We start from the raw sequence: 22,786 nt of genomic DNA, 5'->3' as shown, positions 1-22,786 counted from the left end.
AGTTGTGCCCGGCCATTACGGGACAGCACAGCCACGCGCCTCCAAACAATTCCCTACCGCGAAACGCGGCTACTTCTTAGCGACGCAGTTTCCGCTATTGGCATCCCACGTGTCTTTTGGTCCACACGTTGTCTGAACCCATTTGACTGCACCGGTTGGCAGGGTGATGCGGAGATGCCGCTTACTATGATTGTTGTCGGTCAACAGCTTGATCTTCGGGTCGCTGAGACTCCCGTAGTTCATACTCACGAATCTGCCGGTTCCCTTGATGCCATCGCCCACGATCACATCGGCGGATCCATGCATCGTCACCGGCGAGAAATTGGGCCACTCGCCTGCATTCTTGGAGTCGTCTTCGATGATGAATTCCGTCTGCCAGCCGAGCTTGCCGTTGCCCACCTCCCCGGCATTGAGCTTATAGGATGGGCAGTCTGAGCTTGTGGCCTTATCGCATTCCCATTGTGCGTGTTGGGTGCTGTCGACCATGTTCGTGCACTCGTAGCCACCGCTGAGATTCAAGTTTCCCTTCGCGTCGCAATACCACTCCTCCATGGAGATGTGGTCGCCGGTGTGAGGAGTGAATCTTGTTCCAGCGGTGTCGGTGTGTCCGCTGTGCTTGTCAAAGGTTTGGTGGTGGATCCCAAAGTATGCGATCGTCGGTGTTGTATTGACATCGACGATGGCTTGGAAAACATTGTCGAGCCCGTTCCATATCGTCGCCGCGGCGGTGGGACCGCGCTTTAACCTTGGGACAACGATGGTCGCCGAACTCGCCCCGTAACTGATCGTCTCAGCGGCCGTCGCCTTCTTTTGGAAGGAACCATAAAGCACGGCCCCGGTCCAGCCAACAGACGGGCTCTTGTGGACGCTTTCGGGCGGGTCCTCAGTTCGGCCTAGGTACGCTTGGCGCGAGATCGGGAACCACACCAACGTCCGGTCACGACGGAGCTTGTACGTCACCGCGCTCGCCGCAGCGAGCCACTCTTGGTACGCGTCTGGATCCTTTATCGGATCTGGGCGCAGTCCGTAGCCCGCCTCGAGCAGTTCTTTCGTCGTGAAGCGACGCGGGTCGCCGGTCAGTGCCGGCCGAACCGCCAGGGTCGTGCGCGATCCGTCAAACGGGCGCGGTTGGAACGTCACCTCCGACCGAAGATCGACGGAATAGGTCTTGGCCCGTTGGTTGGCATCGGTGCAATCGAGCGTCAGCCGCTCGACGCTGCTCGGGAGCGTCGGACGCACCGCGAGAAAGCGGACGACGCCATCCTCGTCCGCATAGACGTGGAGAGACTCGTTCGGGTCCTGGTTCCCTTCGGGTTGAAGCATGCAGTTGCTGTCTGCGGAAGCATCGACTGACGCCTGCTCAAATTGAGCATCACCGGCCGGCTCTGCGGGGGAAACCAGCAGACCCAAGAGCAGCACGATTGCGCAAACTACGCCGTAGCGATGGAAGGAACGGCTTTCCATTACGCCTCCTCTGATCAGAAGTTCCTCGGCGGACCCGGTTCTTTCTTTGCCGCCGGGGGCCCCTCTCCGGCTGGCGCATCGCACCGGACGTTTCAATCGGTAACCGGACGTTTGACAGTCGAATTCGATTTAGCAGGGGCGGGCTCAGAGTGTCCCAGAATGCCCGCCCCGCGTGCGGAGAGTGCATTCTGGATGAAAACAGCGTTGTACGGGCGGATCGTCTTTGGCGCGTCGGCGGTGCTGTTCGGCGTCATCTGCCTGATGTGGCACGACGCTGACACGTGGCAATCTCTGCGTAGGATCTGGAGCCTGCCTTTTGGCACAATCATCGGCGCGTGTCTCATGATCGTTCAAATCGGCGGTGGAATCGGGATGCTATTCCCGCGCACCGCGCGCTTGGCGTCGATCGTTTTAGGCGTCGTCTACGCGCTTTTCTCGCTGGCCTGCATTCCTGGTATCATTGCTGCACCGACCATCTACGCTCAATACGGCAGCTTCTTCGAACAGTTCTGCTTATTGTGCGGCGCGGTTGCCGGGTACGCGGCGACTGAGGCGAATGCAGCGCGGGCGGCAGCGCTCGGCCGAGCGGCGCGCCTTGGGCTCGGACTCTGCGCGATTTCGTTCACGCTGGCTCAGATGTTCTATTTTCATGTGACAGCGGATTTGGTTCCAACGTGGATTCCGCCAAATCAGATGTTCTGGGCGATACTCACGACGATCGCGTTTGCACTCGCTGCGGTTGCCATTCTCATCAATCGTCAGGCGCGACTGGCGATAGGCCTGATGACCCTGATGCTAGCGCTCTTTGGTGTCTTGGTTTGGGTCCCGCTGCTGATCGCTCACCCGGACGCGCATGGGAATTGGTCCGAATTCGCCCTGAATTTTCTGATTACGGGGGCCGCCTGGATGGTGGCTAGTTTGAGGTCTTTCTGAAAAAAGAAACCAAGTCAACGATTCGCTTCAGTGCCAAGTTGTTTCGGCCTGAGGCGACCGAAAAGGTTGGATCGCGGACCCTTCTAACTCTGCCCAAGAACGCGAGCGCGAAGCTTCCATCACGAGGTATGACGATGGTTGAGGGAACTATCAATGGCTTCCCTTTTCGTGCCGCTCTCGAACCAAACGGCAAAGGAAGTCACCGGCTCCGGGTCAACAAAGCCATGCACGATGCTGCAGGCGCAGACGCCGTAGACACGGTGACGGTTGAGATCACGCGGGCGGGAAAAGAACCGGAGACCAGGGTGCCAATGGGTCTACGCAAAGCCCTTGCAGCAGCCCCGCTGGCGCAGGCATTGTGGGCGGATATCACACCAATCGCGCGCCGTGACTGGATTCTCTGGATAAGCTCAGCCAAGCAACCGGAAACGCGCAGGCGCCGGATCGAGAAAGCTTGCGACATGCTTGCATCTGGAAAGCGACGAGTATGTTGTTTTGGCGGCATAAAGTGGCTTATGAAAGATCACGGAACATCAGGCGGAGTATGGCTTCACTTGCCGAACTGACCGCCGTCTAAGGATACATGATGAACGAACAGTTGCGCGCCGACCTCGACAAGATCAACGACCGCCTCAAAACGCTGCAGGTGCGCCTTTGACTATGCCGGCAAACAGCGCGAGATCGAGGCGCTAGAGCGCCAGTCGCACGGCGAATCTTTTTGGGACGACGCGCAAGCCGCGCAAAAACATATGAAGCGGCTTTCCGATCTGCGCGGCGAGGTCGAGCTTTTGGCGGGACTCGCCGGCAAGGCGAGCGAGATCGGCGAATACCTCTCGCTGGGCGACGCGGACGCCGGGCTCGAAGCTGAAGTCCAAGCTGAACTAGAGCGGCTTCGCGCATCGGTCGAAGCCGCCGAGACCACGGCCGTCCTCGACAGCGAGTTCGACAGCCACGGGGCGATCCTGACCATCCACGCCGGCGCGGGCGGCACCGAAGCCTGTGATTGGGCTTCCATGCTGCTGCGCATGTATCTGCGTTGGGCCGAGCGGCACGGTTACCGCACCGAGGTCGTCGACACGCTCGACGGCGACGAAGCGGGCATCAAGAGCGCGACGGTGGTCATCGAAGGCCGTAATGCGTACGGCTATCTCGAGAGCGAGCGCGGCGTGCATCGGCTGGTCCGCATATCGCCGTTCGACGCCGCCAAACGGCGCCACACGTCGTTCGCATCGGTCGATGTGACGCCTGACATCGAGGAAGGCGACGAGAAGATCGAGATCCGGCCCGACGAGATCGAGATCGAGACGTACAAGAGCGGCGGCGCCGGTGGCCAGTACGTCAACAAGACGGAGAGCGCCGTGCGCGTCATCCACAAGCAGAGCGGCATCGTCGTGGCGGTGCAGAACGAGCGCTCGCAGCTGGCCAACCGGAACCGCGCCATGAAGATGCTCGCCGCCAAACTGCTGCAGCGACGGCGCGAAGAGCAGGCGGAGAAACTAGCGCAGCTCGGCGGCCACAAGAGCAAGATCGAGTGGGGCAGTCAGATCCGCTCGTACACGCTGCAGCCGTACACGATGGTCAACGACCATCGCACCGACGTCAAGATCGCGAACGCGCAAGGCGTGCTTGACGGCGATCTCGACCCGTTCATGAACGCATATCTGCAGGAGCGGAGGAGTTAGGAAGAGCGACAAAGCTCAACAGCAATCCGATGATGCCGGAAATGACGATCAAGCCGGCCCACAAGTGCACAGAATAGTATACTGGCCTGCCGAGCGCGAAAAGCGTCAGATAGTGACACGCGGCGTATAAGCTGGGCAGCGCAAACGCGAACGTGCGAAAGTCGACCACACGGGCGACTGAGGGCTTCAGCGTGTAGAGCAGCGCGTCGCTCAAAACGCCCGTGGCGAAGACGCCCGGAAGCATCCAGTAGGTGTCGCCTTGGGTGGCCATCATCGCCGCATTGATGGTCAGGATGAGCGTGATCGAGCCGGCCGGAAGCCGCGTGCCGAACTGCCGCACGGCGAGCAGGATGATCGACGCCATGAGGGCGGCTTGGAAGAGTTGGCTGACGACTCCGCGGTCGGTTTTGAGTTCGAATATCGCCTGCGGCGGCTTGGGACCGGTGCCATAAAACCCGAGCGCGGGTGCGAATTGCGTCATGAAGGTCAGGACCGTGAAGACGGCCGCCAGCGAAAGCACCGCCGGCAGGTACGAAGCCGGCCCGCTCATGCGTTCGGGTCCGCGCGCCACCGCGGCGCGGAACGGACCCGCGAGCATCAACACGCCGCCCGTAGCGAGACCAACGTGCGTGGGGCTCAGCAGCGCCTCCGTGCTGACTTCGATGCCGAAGAACATATGCCACAGCATGTCGCCAAGGCCGCTAACCAGGAAGACCGCGATGCCGATGATCGACCACTCATAGCCCGCCGGGACGGACTGGGTCCAGCTGAATCCTTTCGCGTGATTCGCGACCATCGTCCATGCGAAGAAGAGCACCAGCAGGCCGAAGCCGCCATAGAACATCGCATGCCAGGGCGTGAAGAATGTGTCGATGGTGTCCAGGTGATTGTGCGCCCAGCCGTCGACGAAGAGGCCGCCGGTGAAGACCAGGCTCAAGATCGCGACCCACCAATCGAAGGTGAGTCCGTCAGGAGGACGAACCATGACCGCCCCTTCGCGCAAGAGTAATCCCATCCTAGGAGGAACGGCGAACGGGGACCGACACAGGTAAGGTTCGACAAGCGTGCCCGAAGTCTTGATCTGCACGGCCAGCAATTGGGTTGGTCCGGCTCGTATTCCGCGCTTGCTGCACGAAGCGGGCTGCACCGTCACGGTGTTCGGCGATCCTTCAAGCCTCGTCGCGCGAAGTCGCTACGTCAGCCGGCGCGTGCCCGCGCCCTCGAACGCCGACGCGTGCGCCGAGGCGCTGCGCGAGCACCTTGCGAGGCAGAGCCGCGAATACGCCTGGGTGGTCGTCATCGATGACCCGATGCTCATCGCGCTTGCGAAACACGCGGGCGAGGCGTGGCTGGACGGCTGGTTCCCGTTCGATCATCGAAGCGACGTCCTTCAATGCGCGATTTCGAAGAACGACTTCATGCGCAAGGCCGGTGAAATCGGCTTGCCCATTCCGGAGTTCGCCATCTGCGACACGTTCACGGAGACCGCCTCGGCCGCGCGGACATTGGGCTATCCCGTGATGCTCAAACTCGATCAAGGCTTCGGCGGCGGCGACGTTTGGAAAGCTACGGACGAGTCGGCGCTGCGCACGGCATACGACCAGCGCACCGACTTGAGGCCGTTCGCGCTCCAGCGCTTCCTCGACGGCCCGGTCGGAATCGTCGAAGCCCTCTTCGACCACGGACGGCTGCTCTGTTTTCAGTCGATGGTCAAACTGGAGACCTGGCCTACCCCATTCAGCCCATCGTGCACGCGCCGGCTGTTCTATCCGCCGCATGTCGAGGAAGTCCTCAGGCAGACGGGCGAGCTCACCGGCGTCCACGGCTTCTCCGGGTTCGATTGGATCCTCGATGCGCGCGATCAAGCGTTCAAGATCATCGAGTTCCATCCGCGCGTGACCAGCGGGCAGCATTTGAGCCTTCGCTCCGGAGATGTTTTCTCAAGCGCGATCGCCGGCATGCTGGCTGGGTGCGCCCCGTCGGAGGTGCGCAGGGTGCCGATGTCGCCGCGAGCCTTCAAGCTTTTTCCGCACTACCTGCACAAAGCGCTCACCAAGCGCAACATCTCGGCGATTTTGAGCTGGCTGCCGTTCGTCGATCGTTCGTGGGATACGCCGTGGGATGATGCGCCGCTCATGCTGGCGTTCGCCGAGCGGCTGTGGCAGAGTGTGCGCGCGAAAGGTTCAGCCGTGACGGCGGTCGAAAACAAGCCTCGTAATAACCCGCGGCTTGTCGCCAGACGAAGAGAAAACGGCGACGCACGACGGGAGAAGGGGGTGGTCGCCGTCAGTACAGACAGTCCTAAATTCAACCAGACTCTGACCGTCGGCGAAACATTTGCTCTCCACCCAGGCGCGAGAGCAGTGTTCGCCAACTTTCACCTCGGAGGATGCTCCAACTGCGCGATCTCGGAGTTCGAGACGATCGAGCAGGTTAGCGAGGGTTACGGCATTCCGCTCAGCATGATCATGGACGCGCTCAACGCGCTTCCACCCGTGCAGACACCGGAGCCGGCCCAGAGAGCGTCGTAACTCCCACCGCCCGATCAGGCCGCCGCTGGGCCCGGGCGATGAAGCTCCGGCGGGACCACCTCGACGAGCGTCAAAAAAGGCGCTCGTTTTTTTTGGAAGCCCGTATGTAGTGCCGGGGCTTTAGCCCCGGGGTCTGTAGTGCCGGGGCTTTAGCCCCGGGGTTTGTAGTGCCGGGGCTTTAGCCCCGGTCCGAGAACAAGGTCGCGATGCCGCAGATCTCCGTCGTGGTCGTCAGTTACAATGCCGCGGATGAGCTCGAACAATGTCTCCGCTCGCTGGCCGCGCTGCCGGACGTGCAGGCCGATCCGCAGCTCGCGCAAGTGATCGTCTCCGATAACGGCTCGGCCGACGACAGCGTCGCCCGAGCCAAGGCGGCGCTACCAGGCGTGGAGGTGATCGAGAACGGTTCGAACCTCGGCTTTGCCAAGGCGTGCAATGTCGGCGCGCGCCGGGCGAACGCGCCGCTGTTGTTCTTTTTGAATCCCGATGCGACGGCGCATGCCGGCGTCCTGGCCAATGCCGTCAAGTACTTCGCCGCGCACCCCGATGTCGCGATGGCCGGCGCAAAGCAATTGCACGAAGACGGCTCGCTCGCCGAATCCTGCGGCGAGTTCGATACCTGGTGGCAGGCGTATTTGCGCAGTTCTGCCTGGGGCGACCTGCCGCTGTTCCGCGCGCAGGCCAACGGTTACGAACTGAGGCAGTGGGATTACTCGAGCGAGCGCGACGTCGACATCGTGGTCGGCGCGGCGATGATCATCCGTACCGAAGTGTTCCGCCACCTCGGCGGCTTCGACGAGCAGTTCTTCTTGTACCATGAAGAGATCGACTTCGCACACCGCTTGCACGATCAGCGCTATCGCGTCGTATTTCTTCCCCAGTGCGTGGTCACGCACCGGGGCGAGGAGGGCGGCAGCAAGAAGCGCTGGGGCGCGCTCGGCGTGCTCAACTGGCGCCAGCGCAGCCGTCGCCTGTACTGGATCAAGCACCACGGCAAGATGTGGTACTGGTCGCTATCCGCGGCGTTGGTCGGCCGCTATTTCCTCTATGCCGGAGTCTTGCTCGTCGTCTTGTTCGCGGCGCGCGCCGTGATCGCCAAGCATCCATGAACGACGATCGCGCAGCCGCGCTCGAGCGACTTCACCAGACTGTTGATGCATGCCGCCGCTGCGCCATCGGCTCGACGCGCACGAAGGTCGTGTGCGGCGTGGGCGATCCGCATTCGCCGCTGGTCATCGTCGGCGAGGGTCCGGGCGAGAACGAGGACCGCCAGGGCGAACCGTTCGTCGGCCGCGCCGGCGAGCTGCTCACACGAATGCTCGCCGCCATCGGGCTGCGCCGCGAGGATGTCTTCATCACCAACACCATCAAGTGCCGCGCGACCACCGAGGAGAACGGGCGCGTATTCAACCGCGCGCCGATGCAAGAAGAAATGGCGAACTGCCGGGAATATCTCGACATCGAACTATCGGTGCTCAAGCCTCGCGTGGTGCTGGCGTTGGGGGCGCCGGCGGCCAAGTCGTTTCAAGGTGCCGGCTTTTCCATCACGCGTCAGCGCGGCGTCTGGTACCCGGGGCCGCTTGGCAGCGACCTCATCGTGACCTTCCACCCCGCGTATATCTTGCGTCTGACCGGCGGAAACATCAACGCGGTGAAGAAGTTGGTGTGGAGCGATCTGCAGGCCGTGCAACGCCGCCTCGCCGGCGAGGACGAGACCGCCGAAGCCGGACTAAAGTCCGGCATACCACAAGAGCCTGAGCTGCCAGATCAAGCGGCGTCCGAGGAGCAAGCGTTGGAATTGAAGTTCGATCTATGAGCACCGCGATCAAGGCTGCCACCAAACCGGCGGCAGGACCGCGCGACGCCCAGGCGACGTGGTGGGAAGGGCGCGCAAAAGAGGCGGGGCACGCAAGCGCGGCGGCGCTCGCGGAGGCGTTCGCTTTGCCGCGCTACCGCCTCGAACAAGTCTACCGCGCCGCGACCAAAGAGCTGGCGGAGGACCTCGGGGCGATCAGCGTGCTGCCCGCCGCCCTACGCACCGGGCTTGCGAAGGCGATAAAACTCTCCAGCCTGTCGCTCATCCGCGATGCCACGTCAAAAGACGGACAGACGACCAAACTGCTCTTCGCGCTCGCCGACGGCAAAGAAGTCGAAGCCGTGCTCATGCGCCATCGCGGAGGGCGCACGACTGCCTGCATCTCCTCGCAAGCGGGCTGCGCGTTGCGCTGCGATTTTTGCGCGACCGGCCAAGGTGGATTCTTCCGCAACCTGAGCGCGCTCGAGATCTTCGACCAGGCGCTGTTCGTGGCGCGGCATGCGCGCGCCGAAAAACGCGCGCTGACCAACCTCGTGTTCATGGGCATGGGCGAACCGTTCCTCAACTACGATGCGGTGATGGACTCGATCGCCATGCTCAACGACAAAAACGGGTTCAACCTGGGGGCGCGCCACATGACGGTTTCGACCGCGGGCGTGGTCACCGGGATCGAGCGTTTCACGCGCCAGGGCATCCAAGTGAACCTCGCGATCTCGCTGCACGCGCCTGATGACGACATGCGCACCAAACTGATGCCCATCAACAAGAAGTGGCCGATCGCCAAGCTGATGGCCGCCACCAACGAGTACGTCGCGGTGACCCGGCGCAAGGTCTTTTACGAATACGTGATGCTTTCAGGGGTCAACGACCGCCCTGACGACGCGCGCCAGCTCGCGGACCTGCTCGGCGGCCCGCTCCACCACGTCAACCTGATCCCGTACAACGCCACCGCGGCGTCGTACGGACGCTCTTCGCCGCAAGTGATGCGCCGCTTCCAGGAGATTCTGCGCGCGCGAGGCGTGCCTTCGACGATCCGGCACACGATGGGCGACGACATCGCGGCCGCGTGCGGCCAGCTCCGGGCGGAGCATACTCAAGAGGTCCAGCAACCCATACCAAAAAACTAGCCTTACGACATGCTCGAAGTCTTCAATGTTTCGAAGTCTTTCGGTAAGGTGCAGGCCGTGTCGGAGTTGTCGTTCACCGCGCAACCAGGCGCCGTCTTCGGCCTTCTCGGCCCCAACGGCGCGGGCAAGACGACGACCATCCGCATGGTGCTCGACATCCTCCGGCCCGATAGCGGCACGGTGAGCTGGTCGGGCAAGACGGTGGACGCGGACATCCGCCATACCTTCGGCTACCTGCCCGAGGAGCGCGGTTTGTATCCGAAGATGAAGGTGGCAGAGCAGCTGCTGTTCTTGGCGCGCATCCATGGGATGAGCGCGCCCGACGCGCGCAAGCGCATCGCAGAATTAGCCGACGAATTCAACCTCACTGAGAACCTCACGAAGAGTCCGCAAGAGCTTTCCAAAGGCAATCAGCAAAAGGTGCAGTTCATCGCGGCGGTCGTGCACCGGCCGCCGCTGCTGGTGCTCGACGAGCCGTTCGCCGGCTTCGATCCCATCAACGTTGAGATCCTCAAAGGCGCGATCAGAGACCTGGTCAAGGCGGGCACCGCGGTGCTGCTCTCCAGCCACCGCATGGAACAGGTGGAGGAACTCACGCGCGACATCTGCATCATCGACCGCTCGCGCGCGGTGATCAACGGCAGTCTCGTGTCGATCAAACGCGCATGGCCGGATCGCTTCATCCGCATGACGGCGCTCTCCGACTTGAGCTTTCTCGATCGATTCGACGGCGCAACGGCGCGCCCGTCGGACGACGGCTATGTCAACGTCAAAGCGTCGCCCAACGTCGCGCCGGCCGAGATCCTCAAGGCCGCCGTTGCCGCCGGTCCGGTGGATCATTTCGAAGTCGTCGAACCGAGCCTTAACGACATCTACCTCCACTACGTGAAGGCGGCGGAAGAACAGGCGGCGGCTTGAGCAGCGTCGGCATCATCTTCCAGCGCGAATACGTCCAGCGCATCAAAGGCGCGGGCTTCATCATCGGCACGATCCTCGGCGTGGTCGGCATCATCGGGTTGTCGTTCCTCCCGCTGCTCTTCGTCTGGCTCGACACTTCGTTTCAAAGTCCGCTCGTCGTCGTGGCCGCCGATCAAAAGACGGCGGCCGCCGTCAAGGACGCGCTCGGCCACTCCAATTACAAGATAACGATCGCAAAGGAGGCCGCCACCGGGCCTGAGCTGCCGGCGACGATCCGGACGGCGCTGAAGGCCGGCAAGTATGACGCAGCGCTCGTCGCTTACAAAGACGCGCAAGGCGAGGTCGGTTTCGCGTTCTTCCCCAGCAAATCGAGCAGCCTCGAAAAAGGAACGGGCCTACGGCAGTCGCTCGTCCGCGCGGTGCTCACCGTTGAAGGCACAGGGGCGAGCGCGCGCCTCGCCCAGCACGCGCTGAACTTCCCTTTCAAAGTCGTCAATTTGAACGAGCTCTACAAGAATGAAACCGAACAGTTCCTGTCGCAGGCGTTGGTGTACTTCTTGCTGCTGCTGCTCTACATGTCGGTGCTCTTGTACGGCGTGTACGTCGCGCAAGGCGTGATCGAAGAGAAATCCAATCGCATCATGGAGGTCATGATCGGCGCCGTCCGTCCGACCGAATTGCTCGCCGGCAAGATCCTCGGCATCGGCAGCCTGGCGCTTACCCAATTCTTGGTCTTCGTGCTTGCCGCGGGGGGCATGCTGGTGCTCGTCGGTTTGAACATCGTGCACGGCATGCATCTTCCGGCTGCTGCCAGCGGCGCGTCAGTGGCCCCTCAAGCCGGGCTGGGCGTCGCCACCGTGCCCCTGTCGATGCTGGGGTTCTTGGTCTTGTTCTTCCTCTTGGGATTCTTCTCGTATGCCGCGATGTTCGCCGGGTTGGGCGCGCTGTGCAGCAAGGCGGAAGACATCCAGCAAGCCAACGCATTTATGGTGATGCCGGTGGTCGTGGCCTACCTCTTGTCGATCTTCGCGTTGAACGATCCCGAAAAACCGCTGTTCGTCTGGGCCTCGATGGTACCGCTCATCAGCCCGATGCTGATGTTCACCCGGGTCGCCATCAGCTCGGTGCCCGCGTGGCAGATCGGGGTGGCCATCGGCGGATCGCTGCTCGCGATCTGGGGACTCACGCTGCTGGCCGGTAAACTGTATCGCGTCGGCGCGCTGATGTACGGCAAGCCGCCCAATCCTTCGGAGATCTGGCGCGCGCTGCGGGCGCCCTCGTAGGGATCGGCGATCGGCAACGTGGCGCGACCAAAACCGACCATGGACGAGATCACGGCGCTTGCAAAGCGCCGCGGTTTTATCTTTCAATCGAGCGAGATCTACGGCGGCGTGAACGGCATGTGGGACTACGGCCCGGTTGGCACGGAGCTCAAGCGCAACCTGCGCGAAGCGTGGTGGCGCGACATGGTGACGCTGCGCGACGACGTGGTCGGCATCGAGACATCGGTCATCATGCATCCGGAGGTCTGGCGGGCATCCGGACACGTGGACAATTTCACCGACATGATGGTGGACTGCAAGACCTGCAAGAAGCGCTGGCGCGCCGACCACCTCACAAGCGACCAGTGCCCTGCCTGCGGCAACAAGACGCTGACCGCGCCGCGCGCGTTCAACCTGATGTTCAAGACCTCCATCGGCGCGATGGAAGACGCCTCGTCCGAGGCGTACCTGCGCCCCGAGACCGCGCAGGGCATGTTCGTCGACTTCAAGCTCGCCTATCAAGCGGCGCGCAAGAGGCCGCCCTTCGGCATCGCGCAGATCGGCAAGGCTTTTCGCAACGAGATCACGCCGGGCAACTTCATCTTCCGCTCGCGCGAATTCGAACTGATGGAGATGGAGTTCTTCGTGCCGCCGCAGCCCGAAGACGAAGGCATGAAGTGGTACCGCTACTGGGTGGAGCGACGCTACCAATGGTGGCTGTCGCTCGGCGTGCAAGCCGAGCGCTTGCGCAAACACGAATATTCGGGCGCCGACCTCGCGCATTACAGCCGCGCGACGACCGACATCGAGTACGACTACCCGTTCGGTTGGGGCGAACTGGAGGGCATTGCGCACCGCGGCACGTTCGACTTGGACCAGCACGTCAAAGCGAGCGGCAAAGACCTTTCGTTCTTCGACGAAGAGAGCAAGACGAAATTCCTGCCCGCCGTGGTAGAGCCGGCGCTCGGATCCGATCGCGCCTTGCTCGTGTTCTTGATCGATGCGTATGAAAAGGAAGAAGACCGCACGGTGCTGCGCTTGCACCCAAGCCTCGCACCCTACAAGGTCGCGGTGTTCCCGCTCGTGCGCAACAAGCCGGACATCGTCGAGCTGGCCGCGCGCATCGAACGCGACCTGCGGCCGCACATGCGCACCATCTTCGATGACTCGGGCAACGTCGGCAAGCGCTACTATCGCCAGGATGAGATCGGCACACCGCTGTGCGTGACGGTTGACTACGAAAGCCTCGAGAAGCAGGACGTCACCGTGCGGGACCGCGACTCCAAAGCGCAGGTACGGGTGGCTATCGACAAGCTGCCGGGGTATCTCCAGGGGAGAATATTGACGATACCTTAGGCATGAGGATTTTGGGCTACGTCGTCCTGGCTCTCGTGGCGGCAGGGGTGTGGTACTATGCCAGTTCATCGTACCATCCGGTGTCGCACGATCCCAACGATAGATCGGCGATCGAATACTGGATGGCGCACGGCGACGACCGCACGACAATGGTCGCGTACTGCTCCAGACACCCGGAAGAGCAAAGAGTCGGGGACTGCGCGCGCGCGCTCGCCGCGCAAAGGAAGTTGGAGGGCACGGCGCAATCGGGGCAGGCCGGCAACTCGGGGACGGACCAGAACACCAGCGCGGCCGCGGACCAGCTGGAGGCGCAAAAGGCCTCAAACGAAATGCCCTGACGCGTGGGTAGACTCGCAGCGTCGTTCTCGCTGATCGTGTTCGCGGTCTTCGCGGCTGGGTGCGCTCGCACCACAGCGCCGGTCGCGCCGACCCCGCTGCTCGCGCCGACGCTCTCGCCGTTTCCCAACCCAAGCGAGGCGAAGTTCGTCACACTTGTGTCGGCCGATCTCCGCAAACGCTTCCCAAGCCCAAAGACTGCGATCGACGCCGGCTACTTCCGATACACCGCCGAAGACGACGCGGGCATCATTACCTACACGAACCTGCGTTGGTTCTCGGACGACCCAAAACATCCGACGCAGCTCTGGTACGACGCGAAGGGACGCCTGATAGGCGCGGACTTCACCATGCCGGTGTGGGACCGCGCGAAACGCCCGGCCGTTTGGGGCCTACAACCTGATCGCTGGGTGCATTTCATAGAGCACGTCCACTACGTCGTGCGCGGAGCGGATGGTCAAGAGCGATATGGGTCGCTGTTCAACGCCGTGTTTGAAAAAAACGGCGGTAATCCCGCGCATCCTGCGGCGCAACCGCTCGTGCGCGCCGGCATCGCGAAACGCGCAGGCGACGTGCGCCATGTGTTCTTGCTGCCCGAGATATGGATCACCAGTTTCTGGGTGATCCCAAATCCGAAGGGAGCGTTCGCCGATACTAATCCCGGCGTCACGCCGGCGAAGCGCCGGCATCAGAACGCTCACCCCATGCAGATGACGCCGTAGATCAGCGCGCGTGCTTCCGAGTCCCCCACATGTCGTGATGGCGAACGCAGAGGCAGGGTGACGTGACGTTCAGGTTCTCAGTCGTCTGGCCGCCGGCGTAGCCGGTAACCGTGATGGTGGCGGCGCCGGTAAAAGTGCCGCTAGGCTCCATGACCAAGAACGTGTTCGGCGGCGACGTCGCCGCAACCGTCACATTCGCGTTGTTGCTAGTCGCTCCGAATGGCCCCCCGTAGCCTACTTGCGACACGGAAAACGTTGCCTGACAGTTCACGGTCAAAGGATTGGGCGTTGCGACCACCGCTCCGAAGATGGGGCCAGGAGGCGAGTAGCCGCTGCAAGAGCCGAAGCCGCTCGCGGCCACGGCGATGCCGACCAAGACTGCGCCGATCGCGACTTGTTTCCAAACGATCGAGCTGCTTCTCATCTGTGCTTGACCTCCGACTTCAATGGGCACGCATCCCACATGTCGTGATGCCGCACGCACGTACAGCCGAGCGCCGTGACGGACGTGGTGCCCGTCATCCCTCCGCCGCCCGTCACCGTCACGATCGTCAACGTGCCGTCGGCGTTGGTGCCATCCCGAACGACGAATTCGGCCGGCACGATCGTCGGCGCGACCGTGACCCGTGTCGTGTCGGCGCTCACCGCCGTGAACGTGCCGGAGAAATTCTGCTGCGTCACCGTGAACGTGTGCTCGGTGGTCGGGCACGCGATGCTTATCGTCTGCGGATTCACGACGACGGGCCCGAGGCCGGTCCCAAAAACGCTATTGCATGAACTGAAACCGCCGGCCACGAGGAGCACGGCGGCGCAGCCGGCGGCGATGGCCAAACGCTGGAAGAGAACCGAGCGAACGATCACGATGTCGTCCTCCTGCGTCCCCTAAATTCGCCGACGGCAACGGGATTCTCTCTGTCCCGCGTCAAAGAACACAAGAAGCATGATTGCGTCCGTTCTGCCGGTTCTTGTACCGGTGGGTGAACGCGCGGGGGACACACCAGTAGTGAAATCGAGCAAGGCAGCCGTCAAGACCAAAAAGCCGTCCAAGAGCGCGTCCGCAAAGCCGTCGAGATCCAACGGCAAGGGCGTAGCCGTCAAAACGGACGGCAAGGTCAAAAAAGGCGCCCCCAAAGGCAAGCAGGACGGTTTCGCGGGGCTCGTGCTCGCGGAGATCGGCCCCAACGACCCCGTCCGGCCGATGCCGCCGCTGCCGCCGCCGCGCAAAGCCCAAAGCCGCAAGCTCGAACCGCCGACCAAACTCCACCTTGGCAAGATGACGTACACGTTCGAGGAGGGCGGCGCCGACATGCGCGACCTCCTCGGCGGCAAGGGTGCCGGCCTTGCCGAGATGACGCGCATCGGCTTGCCCGTGCCTCCGGGCTTCACCGTCACGACCGAAGTCTGCCGGCGCTACTTCGAATTGGGCAAGCAATTCCCGAACGGCCTCGATGAAGAGCTGCACCGGCGAATGGTCGAGCTCGAACGCAAGACCGGCAAGGAGTTCGGCGGCGAGAACCAACCGCTGCTCGTGTCGGTGCGCTCCGGCTCGCGGGTCAGCATGCCGGGCATGATGGACACCGTGCTCAACCTCGGCTTGAACAACCGGACCTGCAACGCGCTCGTCATCCTCACCAAGAACGACAAGTTCGCGTGGGATGCGTATCGGCGCTTCGTCCAGATGTTCGCGACCGTCGTACTGGGCATGAAGAAAGAGCCCTTCGAGGAAGTGCTCAAGCGCTACGTCTCCAAGGCGCGCGTGCAATCGGAATCCGAACTCACCGCGCTGGCCTTCCGCAACATGACGAGCGAGTATAAGGCGCTCGTGCGCCATCATACCAAAAAAGATTTTCCCGAAGACGTGTTCATCCAGCTGCGCATGGCGGTCGAAGCGGTCTTCAATTCATGGAACAGCAAGCGCGCGATCGAATATCGCCGCCACATGCACTATCCGGACTGGTGGGGCACCGCGGTCAACGTGGTCACGATGGTGTTCGGCAACATGGGCCCGGACTCGGGCACCGGCGTAGCCTTCACGCGCGACCCGTCGACCGGCGCGAAGAAACTCTACGGAGAGTATTTGCTCAACGCGCAAGGCGAGGACGTCGTTTCCGGCAGCCGCACGCCGGTCAAGATCTCGGAGCTGGAGAAACAGCAGCCCAAGATCTATCGCCAGTTCCTGGACATCGCCGACAAACTCGAGAAGCACTACCGCGATATGCAGGACATCGAATTCACGGTCGAGCGCGGCAAATTGTATATCCTGCAGACGCGCTCCGGCAAGCGCAGCGCGGCTGCGGCCGTGCAGATCGCGGCCGACATGGTGAAAGAACGTCACATCAGCCGCGAGGAAGCGCTGCGCCGCATCGAGCCCGCGTCCATCGGCGCGCTGCTGCACGCGCAGATCGACGAAAAAGCGAAGGGCACGCCGCTGGTCAAGGGCTTGAACGCCTCGCCAGGCGCAGCGACCGGCGTCGTGTGCTTTGATCCCGACGATGCGGTTGAGTTGAAACGTCGCGACAAGAAGTGCATCTTGGTCCGCCCGATGACCACGCCGGACGACGTGCACGGCATGATCGCAGCGGAAGGCATTCTGACGTCGCAAGGCGGCGCCACGTCGCACGCCGCGGTCGTCGCTCGCGGCATGGGCAAGCCGGCGGTGGTCGGTGTCGAGCAGATGCTCATCGACCTGCGCAATCGCCAGTTCACGGTGAAGAACAAGACCATCAAGGAAGGCGACTTAATCACGATTGACGGCACGACCGGCTACGTCTACGAAGGCGAGCTGCCGATGGCCGCGGCCAAGATGACGCCCCAGTTCGACCACATCCTCAAATGGGCGGACGAGTACCGGCGGCTCGGCGTATATGCCAATGCGGACACGCCCGAAGATGCCAAGAAGGCGCGCGATTTCGGTGCCGAGGGCATCGGGCTGTGCCGCACCGAGCACATGTTCATGCAGATCGAGCGCCTGCCCGTGGTGCAGGAGATGATCATGGCCGAGACGCCCGATTCGCGGCGCAAGTGCCTCGAGCAGCTCCTACCCATGCAGCGCGAAGACTTTCGCGGCATCTTCAAAGCCATGAAGGGTTTGCCGGTGACGATCCGGCTGCTCGACCCGCCGCTGCACGAGTTCTTGCCGAACCTCGAGGACCTGCTGGTCGAGGTCACCGAGCTGCGCGTGGGCAAAGGCGATGCAGCGGAGCTATCGGCGAAAGAGCGCATCCTGCGGCGCGTGCGCGCGCTGCACGAGAGCAACCCGATGCTCGGTCTGCGCGTGTGCCGCCTGGGCATCGTCTTTCCGGAGATCTATCAGATGCAGGTGCGCGCCATCATGGAGGCGGCCACCGAGCTGCGCAAAGAGCGCGTCGACGTGAGGCCGCTGATCATGATCCCCGGCGTGGGCACCGTGACCGAGATGAAGGCGCTGCGCGACATGGTCACGACCGAAGCCGACCGCATCATCAAAGCGGCCGGCACGAAGGTGCACTATCAGGTCGGCACGATGATCGAGCTGCCGCGCGCGTGCATCGTGGCGCATCGCATCGCCGAGTACGCAGAGTTCTTCTCGTTCGGGACCAACGACCTGACGCAAACGGTGTTCGGATACTCGCGCGACGACGCGGAAGCGTCGTTCATTCCAGTATATCTGGAGAAGAAGATCTTGCGCGAGGACCCGTTCCAGATCATCGACCAGGACGGCGTAGGCGAGATGATGCGCATGGCGATGGAGCGCGGCCGCATGACCAAGCCCGATATGAAAATGGGCATCTGCGGCGAGCACGGCGGCGAGCCGACGTCGGTCGAGTACTGCCACAAGATCGGTTTGGACTACGTCTCATGCTCGCCGTTCCGCGTGCCGGTGGCGCGCTTGGCGGCAGCGCAATCCGTTCTGAAGGAGCGAGACGCCGAAGCAGCAGCGTCCAAGAAGGTCGATCAAGACTAAGGCCTTGTCAGCGCGCCTCGACGGCGTGACTGAGCCGGCATGAGCACAACACTTTCGATTCGGGAAGAGCTCGAGGCGCGCGAGGCCGTCACGCTATCACGGCACGCCGCGCTGGCAAGCAGGTCGCGCGGCCGGCGCGATCCCGAACCCGAGGACCCGGTGCGCACCTGCTTCCAGCGCGACCGCGACCGCATCATCCACAGCAAAGCGTTCCGGCGGCTGATGCACAAGACGCAGGTCTTCCTGTCGCCGCTCGGCGACCACTACCGCACCCGCCTGACACACACGCTCGAGGTCATGCAGATCGCGCGCACCATCGCGCGCGGCCTGGCGTTGAACGAGGATCTCGTCGAGGCCATCGCGCTGGGCCACGACGTAGGCCATTCACCCTTCGGGCACGCCGGCGAGGATGCGCTCACGGACGTATGGGCCGAGTACGAGCCGGGCGCGCGCTTCATCCATTCCGCGCAAAGCCTGCGCGTGGTGATGCTGTTGGAACGCCGCGGCGACAAAGTCGGCTTGAACCTCACCGAAGAGGTGCTCGACGGCATCGCCAAACACAGCAAGCACAAGGGAGCGCTGGCGGGATACACGGACATCCCCTTCACGCTCGAGGGCCAGATCGTGCGCTACGCGGATCGCCTCGCCTACATCAACCACGATATCGACGACGCCGTGCGCGCCGGCATCATCGACGACGCCGATCTGCCCAAGGCCGCCATCGAGAAGCTGGGCGCGCGGGGCACCATCCGCATCGGCACGCTGGTGCGCGACATGATCGAGCAGTGCCGCGACGCCAACGAGATCCGGCTGTCGGAACCCGTGCTCGAGGCGGTCGAAACCATCAAGCAGTTCATGTTCGCGCGCGTCTACTTCAACGACGAGGCCAAGCGCGAGGAGCCGAAGGCGAAAGAGATCGTGAAGCGGCTGTTCCGCCACTATCACGAACATCCGGACGATCTGCCGCCGATGTTCCGCGAACAGCCGCTCGCCGCCGACACGCTGCCGCGCCGGGTGTGCGACTACATCGCCGGCTTCACCGACCGTTTCGCGGTGAAAAGGTTCCGGGAGCTTTTCCCTCAAGATGAAGCGCTCGTGCCTAAAGAGTGGGACGTCTAATGTCGGTGGTCCTCAAAAAGCTGGATTTGTGAAATGCCGATCTTTGTCGAGGGACTTGGCGGCTTGGCAATCATGACGGCGGGAATATTCGCTCTGCTTTTCCCGCGAGTCGTCCAGCGATTCACGGTTGGCATAACGCGACCCGAAAAATCTCGGATGGATGCCTTTTATGAGTGGTGGTTTGCATCTGATTGGTTCTTCTGGGGGCTTATTGGTTTTGGCCTGGTGTCGTCGGTTTTTGGGTTCGCAATAGTCTTCGAAGTCGTAACGCGGGCATTGCGCCATGCCGTTTGACGCCGGCGTCGTCGCCGAAATCCAAGCCAAGGTCGATCTGCTCGCGTACGTCAGCCAATACGTCACGCTGAAGCGGCGCGGCCGCGAATACGTCGGGCTGTGCCCGTTTCACGCCGAGAAGACGCCGTCGTTCAATCTCAATCCCGAGAAACAGGTATGGCACTGTCACGGCTGCGACGCCGGGGGCGACCTCATCAAGTTCGTGCAGCGCTACGAAAACGTCGACTTTCCGGCCGCATTGCGCATGCTGGCAGCGCGCGCAGGCGTGGTCTTGCAAGAAACGCCGGGCATGCAGCGCCGGCGCAGCGAGCGCGAGGCGATCTATGAGGCCAACGCGGCGGCGCAGCGCTTTTTCGCGGCGGGGCTGCTCAAGAGCGCCGAAACCCTGGCATACGTCAAGCGCCGCGGCATCGAGCCTGAGACCGCCGAGCGCTTCGGGATGGGCTACGCGCCCGATTCGTGGGATGGTTTGACCAATGCGTTGGCGCGCTCGAGCATCGACGCCGGCATGGCTGAACAGGCCGGGCTGATCAACCGACGCCAGCAAGGCGACGGCTATGTGGATTTTTTCCGGAACCGCTTGATGTTTCCGATCTACAACCTCACCGGCGAAGTGATGGCGTTCGGCGGCCGGGCGCTTGGCGACGATCCGCGCAAGTACCTCAACACCCGCAATACCGCGGCCTACACCAAGGGTGAGCACGTCTACGCGCTGCACATAGCCCGCCGAACGGCGTCGGCCGACGACGCGATCATCGTCGTCGAAGGTTACCTCGACGCGATCTCGCTGCACCAAGCGGGATTCGGCAACGCTGTCGCGAGTCTCGGCACCGCCTTCACCCCCGAACAAGCCCGCGAGCTGCGGCGCGTCGCGCATAACCTCTACCTCTGTTTCGACGGCGACGCCGCCGGGCAAGCCGCCACTGCGCGCAGCATCGACATGCTCGTGGAAGAAGGCCTGAAGATCCGCATCGTGCAGCTCCCCGCCGGCAAGGACCCCGATGAACTCATCCTCGCCGAAGGCCCCGCGGCCTTCCGCGCGCTGATCGACAGCTCGCTCCCGTGGGTAGATTTCAAGATCGAACAAGCGTGCCGGCGCATCGCGACGGCGTTCGGCAGCAAGAGCGACGCCGCGCGCGAGGCGCTGGCCGTCATCGCCCAGGTCCGCGATCCGATCGAGCGCGATCAATACGTGAAAGTGATGGCCAGGCGCCTCGACGTCAGCGAAACAGCATTGCGCCAGACGCGACATTCCGCCGACCGCTCGTCGCAGCCGCGAGACAGCGCGCACGCGATCGTACGCCGCGCAGCGCAGCCCACGCAACCGACTTCATTCGAGCGCGACCTGCTGCAACTCGTGTTGGCGCGCCCGGAGCTGCTCGACCAAGCCGTGGCGCAGATCAAACCCAACGACGTCGAAGATGATGAATTGCGCGCGGTGTATCACACGCTTGCGTCGCACGCGCTCGATCTTGCGCGCGGCCTCAATCCGTTATCCCTGTTCTCCGAAGATTCGATCGGTGGGGAGTTGACGCTACTCTCGCTCGCCTCACCGCCGCTCTCGCACGAAGACGACAGTCGGCGGCTTGCGTTGATTGTGCTGCGCTTCGACCGCAGGAAGCTGGAGCGGAGGCTTTCGAGCGTCGATGCAGAAATGAATCGGCTCCTCAAAGCGGGTACAATCGTACCGGAGCCGCTACGCGAAGAATACAACACGCTGGCGACCTCGCTGCACGGCCCCGCCGCGGAAACCAAAGAAGGAACATCCACGCCGTGAGCGCGGCAAAGAAACCCAAGACAGGCACAAAAAGCCAGATCCCAGGAGCGGCCAGCACCAACGGCCAGCCCCCGGGCGTGCTATTGTCTCGCGAAGCGGCGGTCAAAGCGCTCATCGAACGCGGCAAGAAACAAGGCTTCCTCACCTACGATGAAGTGGCGGCCGTCACCGCCGCCTACGACGAGGACGACCCGGAGAAGGGCAACGAGCTCGTCGAGGACATCATGGGCCAGGGCATCGAGGTCACCGAGATCCCCGATGTCGGCGCCGAGGACGAAAAAGCCGAAGACCCAGAAGCCGCGGTCGAAGAGCCCGTAGTAGAGATCCCGGTACCGGCGGGCATCGCGCTTGATGACCCGGTGCGGATGTATCTCAAAGAGATCGGCCGGGTACCGCTGCTCGGCATGGCGCAGGAGCAGGAACTGGCTAAGGCGATCGAGCGCGCCGAGCTGGAGCGGGATGCCGCCAAGACCGCAAGCCGCCTGCCGAGTCAAGTGATTCTAGATGCCGGCGATCTCGCCAAACGCGATCTCACCGAGGCGAACCTGCGGCTGGTCGTGAGCATCGCCAAAAAATATGTCGGCCGCGGCATGCTGTTCTTGGACCTGATCCAAGAAGGCAACCTCGGCCTCATCCGCGCGGTCGAAAAATTCGACTACAAGAAGGGCTACAAGTTCTCGACCTACGCCACGTGGTGGATCCGGCAGGCCATCACCCGCGCGCTCGCCGATCAGGCACGCACCATCCGCATTCCCGTGCACATGGTCGAGACGATCAATCGCTTGGTGAAGATCTCGCGCCAACTGCTGCAAGAGCTGGGCCGCGACCCGTCGGTGGAGGAGATCGCCAAAGAGATGACGCTCACGCCTGACAAGGTGCGCGAGGTCATGAAGATCGCACAAGAGCCGATCTCGCTCGAGACCCCGATCGGTGAAGAAGAAGACAGCCATCTGGGCGATTTCATCGAGGATCCCGATGCCGTGGCGCCGGCAGAAGCCGCGTCGGTCACCATGCTCAAGCAGAAGATGGGCGACGTTTTACAGAATTTGACGGACCGCGAGCGCAAAGTGCTCGTGCTGCGCTTCGGCCTCGAAGACGGCCATCAGCGCACGCTCGAGGAAGTCGGGCAGGAGTTCGGGGTCACCCGCGAGCGCATCCGGCAAATCGAAGCCAAGGCGCTGCGCAAGCTGCGCCACCCGTCACGCTCGCGCAAGCTCCGCGCCTTTCTCGAGGGCTCCTCGCGCGAATACCTTTAGACCGTAGCTGCTGATCTCGTCCGTTTGAATCAGCGAAGTAAAAAAACCGCCGGCTCCCGCCGGCGGATTTTTTTGAACCGAAAGAAAAATCAAACCGCCGGAACTTGCGTCGCCGGCGCGGTAGATAAATCCCGCGCTCGCATCGCCGCCACGATCGCCGCGGCGTACAGCAAGCCCAGCATCAGGAAAGCGATTTGCAGGCTGGAATGCTGCGCCAGCCATCCCAGCAACAGGCTCATCACCACCTGCA

General features: G+C 62.7%; 20 protein-coding genes. 16 read left to right on the top strand and 4 right to left on the bottom strand.

Features of this window, described 5'->3' with window-relative positions; translation table 11 throughout:
* Positions 1-69: 69 nt before the first annotated feature.
* Positions 70-1,464, bottom strand: coding sequence for a hypothetical protein (locus tag VN934_10560; protein ID HXM19231.1), 1,395 nt, complete (start codon positions 1,462-1,464; stop codon positions 70-72).
* 192 nt (positions 1,465-1,656) lie between these two features.
* Here VN934_10560 and VN934_10555 point away from each other — a divergent pair, with 192 nt between their 5' ends.
* Both VN934_10555 and prfB read left to right on the top strand, forming a co-directional pair.
* Positions 1,657-2,397: a hypothetical protein gene (locus VN934_10555; GenBank protein ID HXM19230.1), complete on the top strand. Its 741-nt coding sequence runs from the start codon at positions 1,657-1,659 to the stop codon at positions 2,395-2,397.
* 680 nt (positions 2,398-3,077) lie between these two features.
* The gene (prfB, locus tag VN934_10550) at positions 3,078-4,079 is read left to right on the top strand and encodes a peptide chain release factor 2 (protein HXM19229.1); all 1,002 of its coding nucleotides are present in this window, start codon (positions 3,078-3,080) and stop codon (positions 4,077-4,079) included.
* Here the strand turns inward: prfB and VN934_10545 are convergent.
* Positions 4,045-5,064 (bottom strand): hypothetical protein, encoded by a 1,020-nt coding sequence (locus VN934_10545; GenBank protein HXM19228.1) that lies wholly within the window; start codon positions 5,062-5,064, stop codon positions 4,045-4,047. The two genes, prfB and VN934_10545, sit on opposite strands and share 35 nt — an antisense overlap.
* A gap of 79 nt (positions 5,065-5,143) precedes the next feature.
* On the opposite strand from VN934_10545, the gene VN934_10540 reads away from it, so the two are divergent.
* The 9 genes from VN934_10540 to VN934_10500 all read left to right on the top strand — a co-directional run bounded on the left by VN934_10540 (position 5,144) and on the right by VN934_10500 (position 14,147).
* A complete protein-coding gene (locus tag VN934_10540; GenBank protein HXM19227.1) occupies positions 5,144-6,610 on the top strand; it encodes a hypothetical protein in 1,467 nt (488 codons plus the stop codon).
* A gap of 206 nt (positions 6,611-6,816) precedes the next feature.
* Positions 6,817-7,719, top strand: coding sequence for a glycosyltransferase family 2 protein (locus VN934_10535; GenBank protein HXM19226.1), 903 nt, complete (start codon positions 6,817-6,819; stop codon positions 7,717-7,719).
* Positions 7,716-8,426, top strand: coding sequence for a uracil-DNA glycosylase (locus VN934_10530; protein HXM19225.1), 711 nt, complete (start codon positions 7,716-7,718; stop codon positions 8,424-8,426). Before VN934_10535 ends, VN934_10530 begins: the two co-directional genes overlap by 4 nt.
* Positions 8,423-9,553, top strand: coding sequence for a 23S rRNA (adenine(2503)-C(2))-methyltransferase RlmN (rlmN, locus tag VN934_10525; GenBank protein ID HXM19224.1), 1,131 nt, complete (start codon positions 8,423-8,425; stop codon positions 9,551-9,553). The genes VN934_10530 and rlmN overlap by 4 nt, the downstream gene beginning before the upstream one ends.
* A 9-nt stretch (positions 9,554-9,562) precedes the next feature.
* On the top strand, positions 9,563-10,471 hold the full coding sequence (locus VN934_10520; GenBank protein ID HXM19223.1) for an ATP-binding cassette domain-containing protein: 909 nt from the start codon (positions 9,563-9,565) through the stop codon (positions 10,469-10,471).
* Positions 10,468-11,754: an ABC transporter permease gene (locus VN934_10515; GenBank protein ID HXM19222.1), complete on the top strand. Its 1,287-nt coding sequence runs from the start codon at positions 10,468-10,470 to the stop codon at positions 11,752-11,754. The genes VN934_10520 and VN934_10515 overlap by 4 nt, the downstream gene beginning before the upstream one ends.
* An 18-nt stretch (positions 11,755-11,772) precedes the next feature.
* Entirely contained in the window at positions 11,773-13,089 is a 1,317-nt protein-coding gene (locus VN934_10510) for a glycine--tRNA ligase (GenBank protein HXM19221.1), read from the top strand.
* A 2-nt stretch (positions 13,090-13,091) separates the two neighbouring features.
* Positions 13,092-13,427: a hypothetical protein gene (locus VN934_10505; protein HXM19220.1), complete on the top strand. Its 336-nt coding sequence runs from the start codon at positions 13,092-13,094 to the stop codon at positions 13,425-13,427.
* A 3-nt stretch (positions 13,428-13,430) separates the two neighbouring features.
* Complete coding sequence (locus VN934_10500; protein ID HXM19219.1) at positions 13,431-14,147, top strand: hypothetical protein; 717 nt, start codon at positions 13,431-13,433, stop codon at positions 14,145-14,147.
* A gap of 1 nt (position 14,148) precedes the next feature.
* Here the strand turns inward: VN934_10500 and VN934_10495 are convergent, their stop codons facing one another.
* Both VN934_10495 and VN934_10490 read right to left on the bottom strand, forming a co-directional pair.
* On the bottom strand, positions 14,149-14,571 hold the full coding sequence (locus tag VN934_10495; protein HXM19218.1) for a hypothetical protein: 423 nt from the start codon (positions 14,569-14,571) through the stop codon (positions 14,149-14,151).
* Positions 14,568-15,008 (bottom strand): hypothetical protein, encoded by a 441-nt coding sequence (locus tag VN934_10490; GenBank protein HXM19217.1) that lies wholly within the window; start codon positions 15,006-15,008, stop codon positions 14,568-14,570. Before VN934_10490 ends, VN934_10495 begins: the two co-directional genes overlap by 4 nt.
* A gap of 142 nt (positions 15,009-15,150) precedes the next feature.
* Between VN934_10490 and ppdK the strand changes: the two genes are divergently transcribed.
* Genes ppdK through rpoD form a run of 5 tightly spaced genes read left to right on the top strand, consistent with a single transcriptional unit; the run spans position 15,151 to position 22,536 of the window.
* The gene (ppdK, locus tag VN934_10485; protein ID HXM19216.1) at positions 15,151-18,090 is read left to right on the top strand and encodes a pyruvate, phosphate dikinase; all 2,940 of its coding nucleotides are present in this window, start codon (positions 15,151-15,153) and stop codon (positions 18,088-18,090) included.
* A 39-nt stretch (positions 18,091-18,129) separates the two neighbouring features.
* The gene (locus tag VN934_10480) at positions 18,130-19,209 is read left to right on the top strand and encodes a deoxyguanosinetriphosphate triphosphohydrolase (protein ID HXM19215.1); all 1,080 of its coding nucleotides are present in this window, start codon (positions 18,130-18,132) and stop codon (positions 19,207-19,209) included.
* A 33-nt stretch (positions 19,210-19,242) separates the two neighbouring features.
* A complete protein-coding gene (locus tag VN934_10475; GenBank protein ID HXM19214.1) occupies positions 19,243-19,503 on the top strand; it encodes a hypothetical protein in 261 nt (86 codons plus the stop codon).
* Positions 19,493-21,280, top strand: coding sequence for a DNA primase (gene dnaG, locus VN934_10470; GenBank protein ID HXM19213.1), 1,788 nt, complete (start codon positions 19,493-19,495; stop codon positions 21,278-21,280). Before VN934_10475 ends, dnaG begins: the two co-directional genes overlap by 11 nt.
* A complete protein-coding gene (gene rpoD, locus VN934_10465) occupies positions 21,277-22,536 on the top strand; it encodes an RNA polymerase sigma factor RpoD (GenBank protein HXM19212.1) in 1,260 nt (419 codons plus the stop codon). Before dnaG ends, rpoD begins: the two co-directional genes overlap by 4 nt.
* Positions 22,537-22,786: the final 250 nt, after the last annotated feature.

Source organism: Candidatus Tumulicola sp. (assembly GCA_035601835.1).
Classification (GTDB): Bacteria; Vulcanimicrobiota; Vulcanimicrobiia; order Eremiobacterales; family Eremiobacteraceae; genus DATNNM01.
This window is presented reverse-complemented; position numbering and strand designations above follow the sequence as displayed.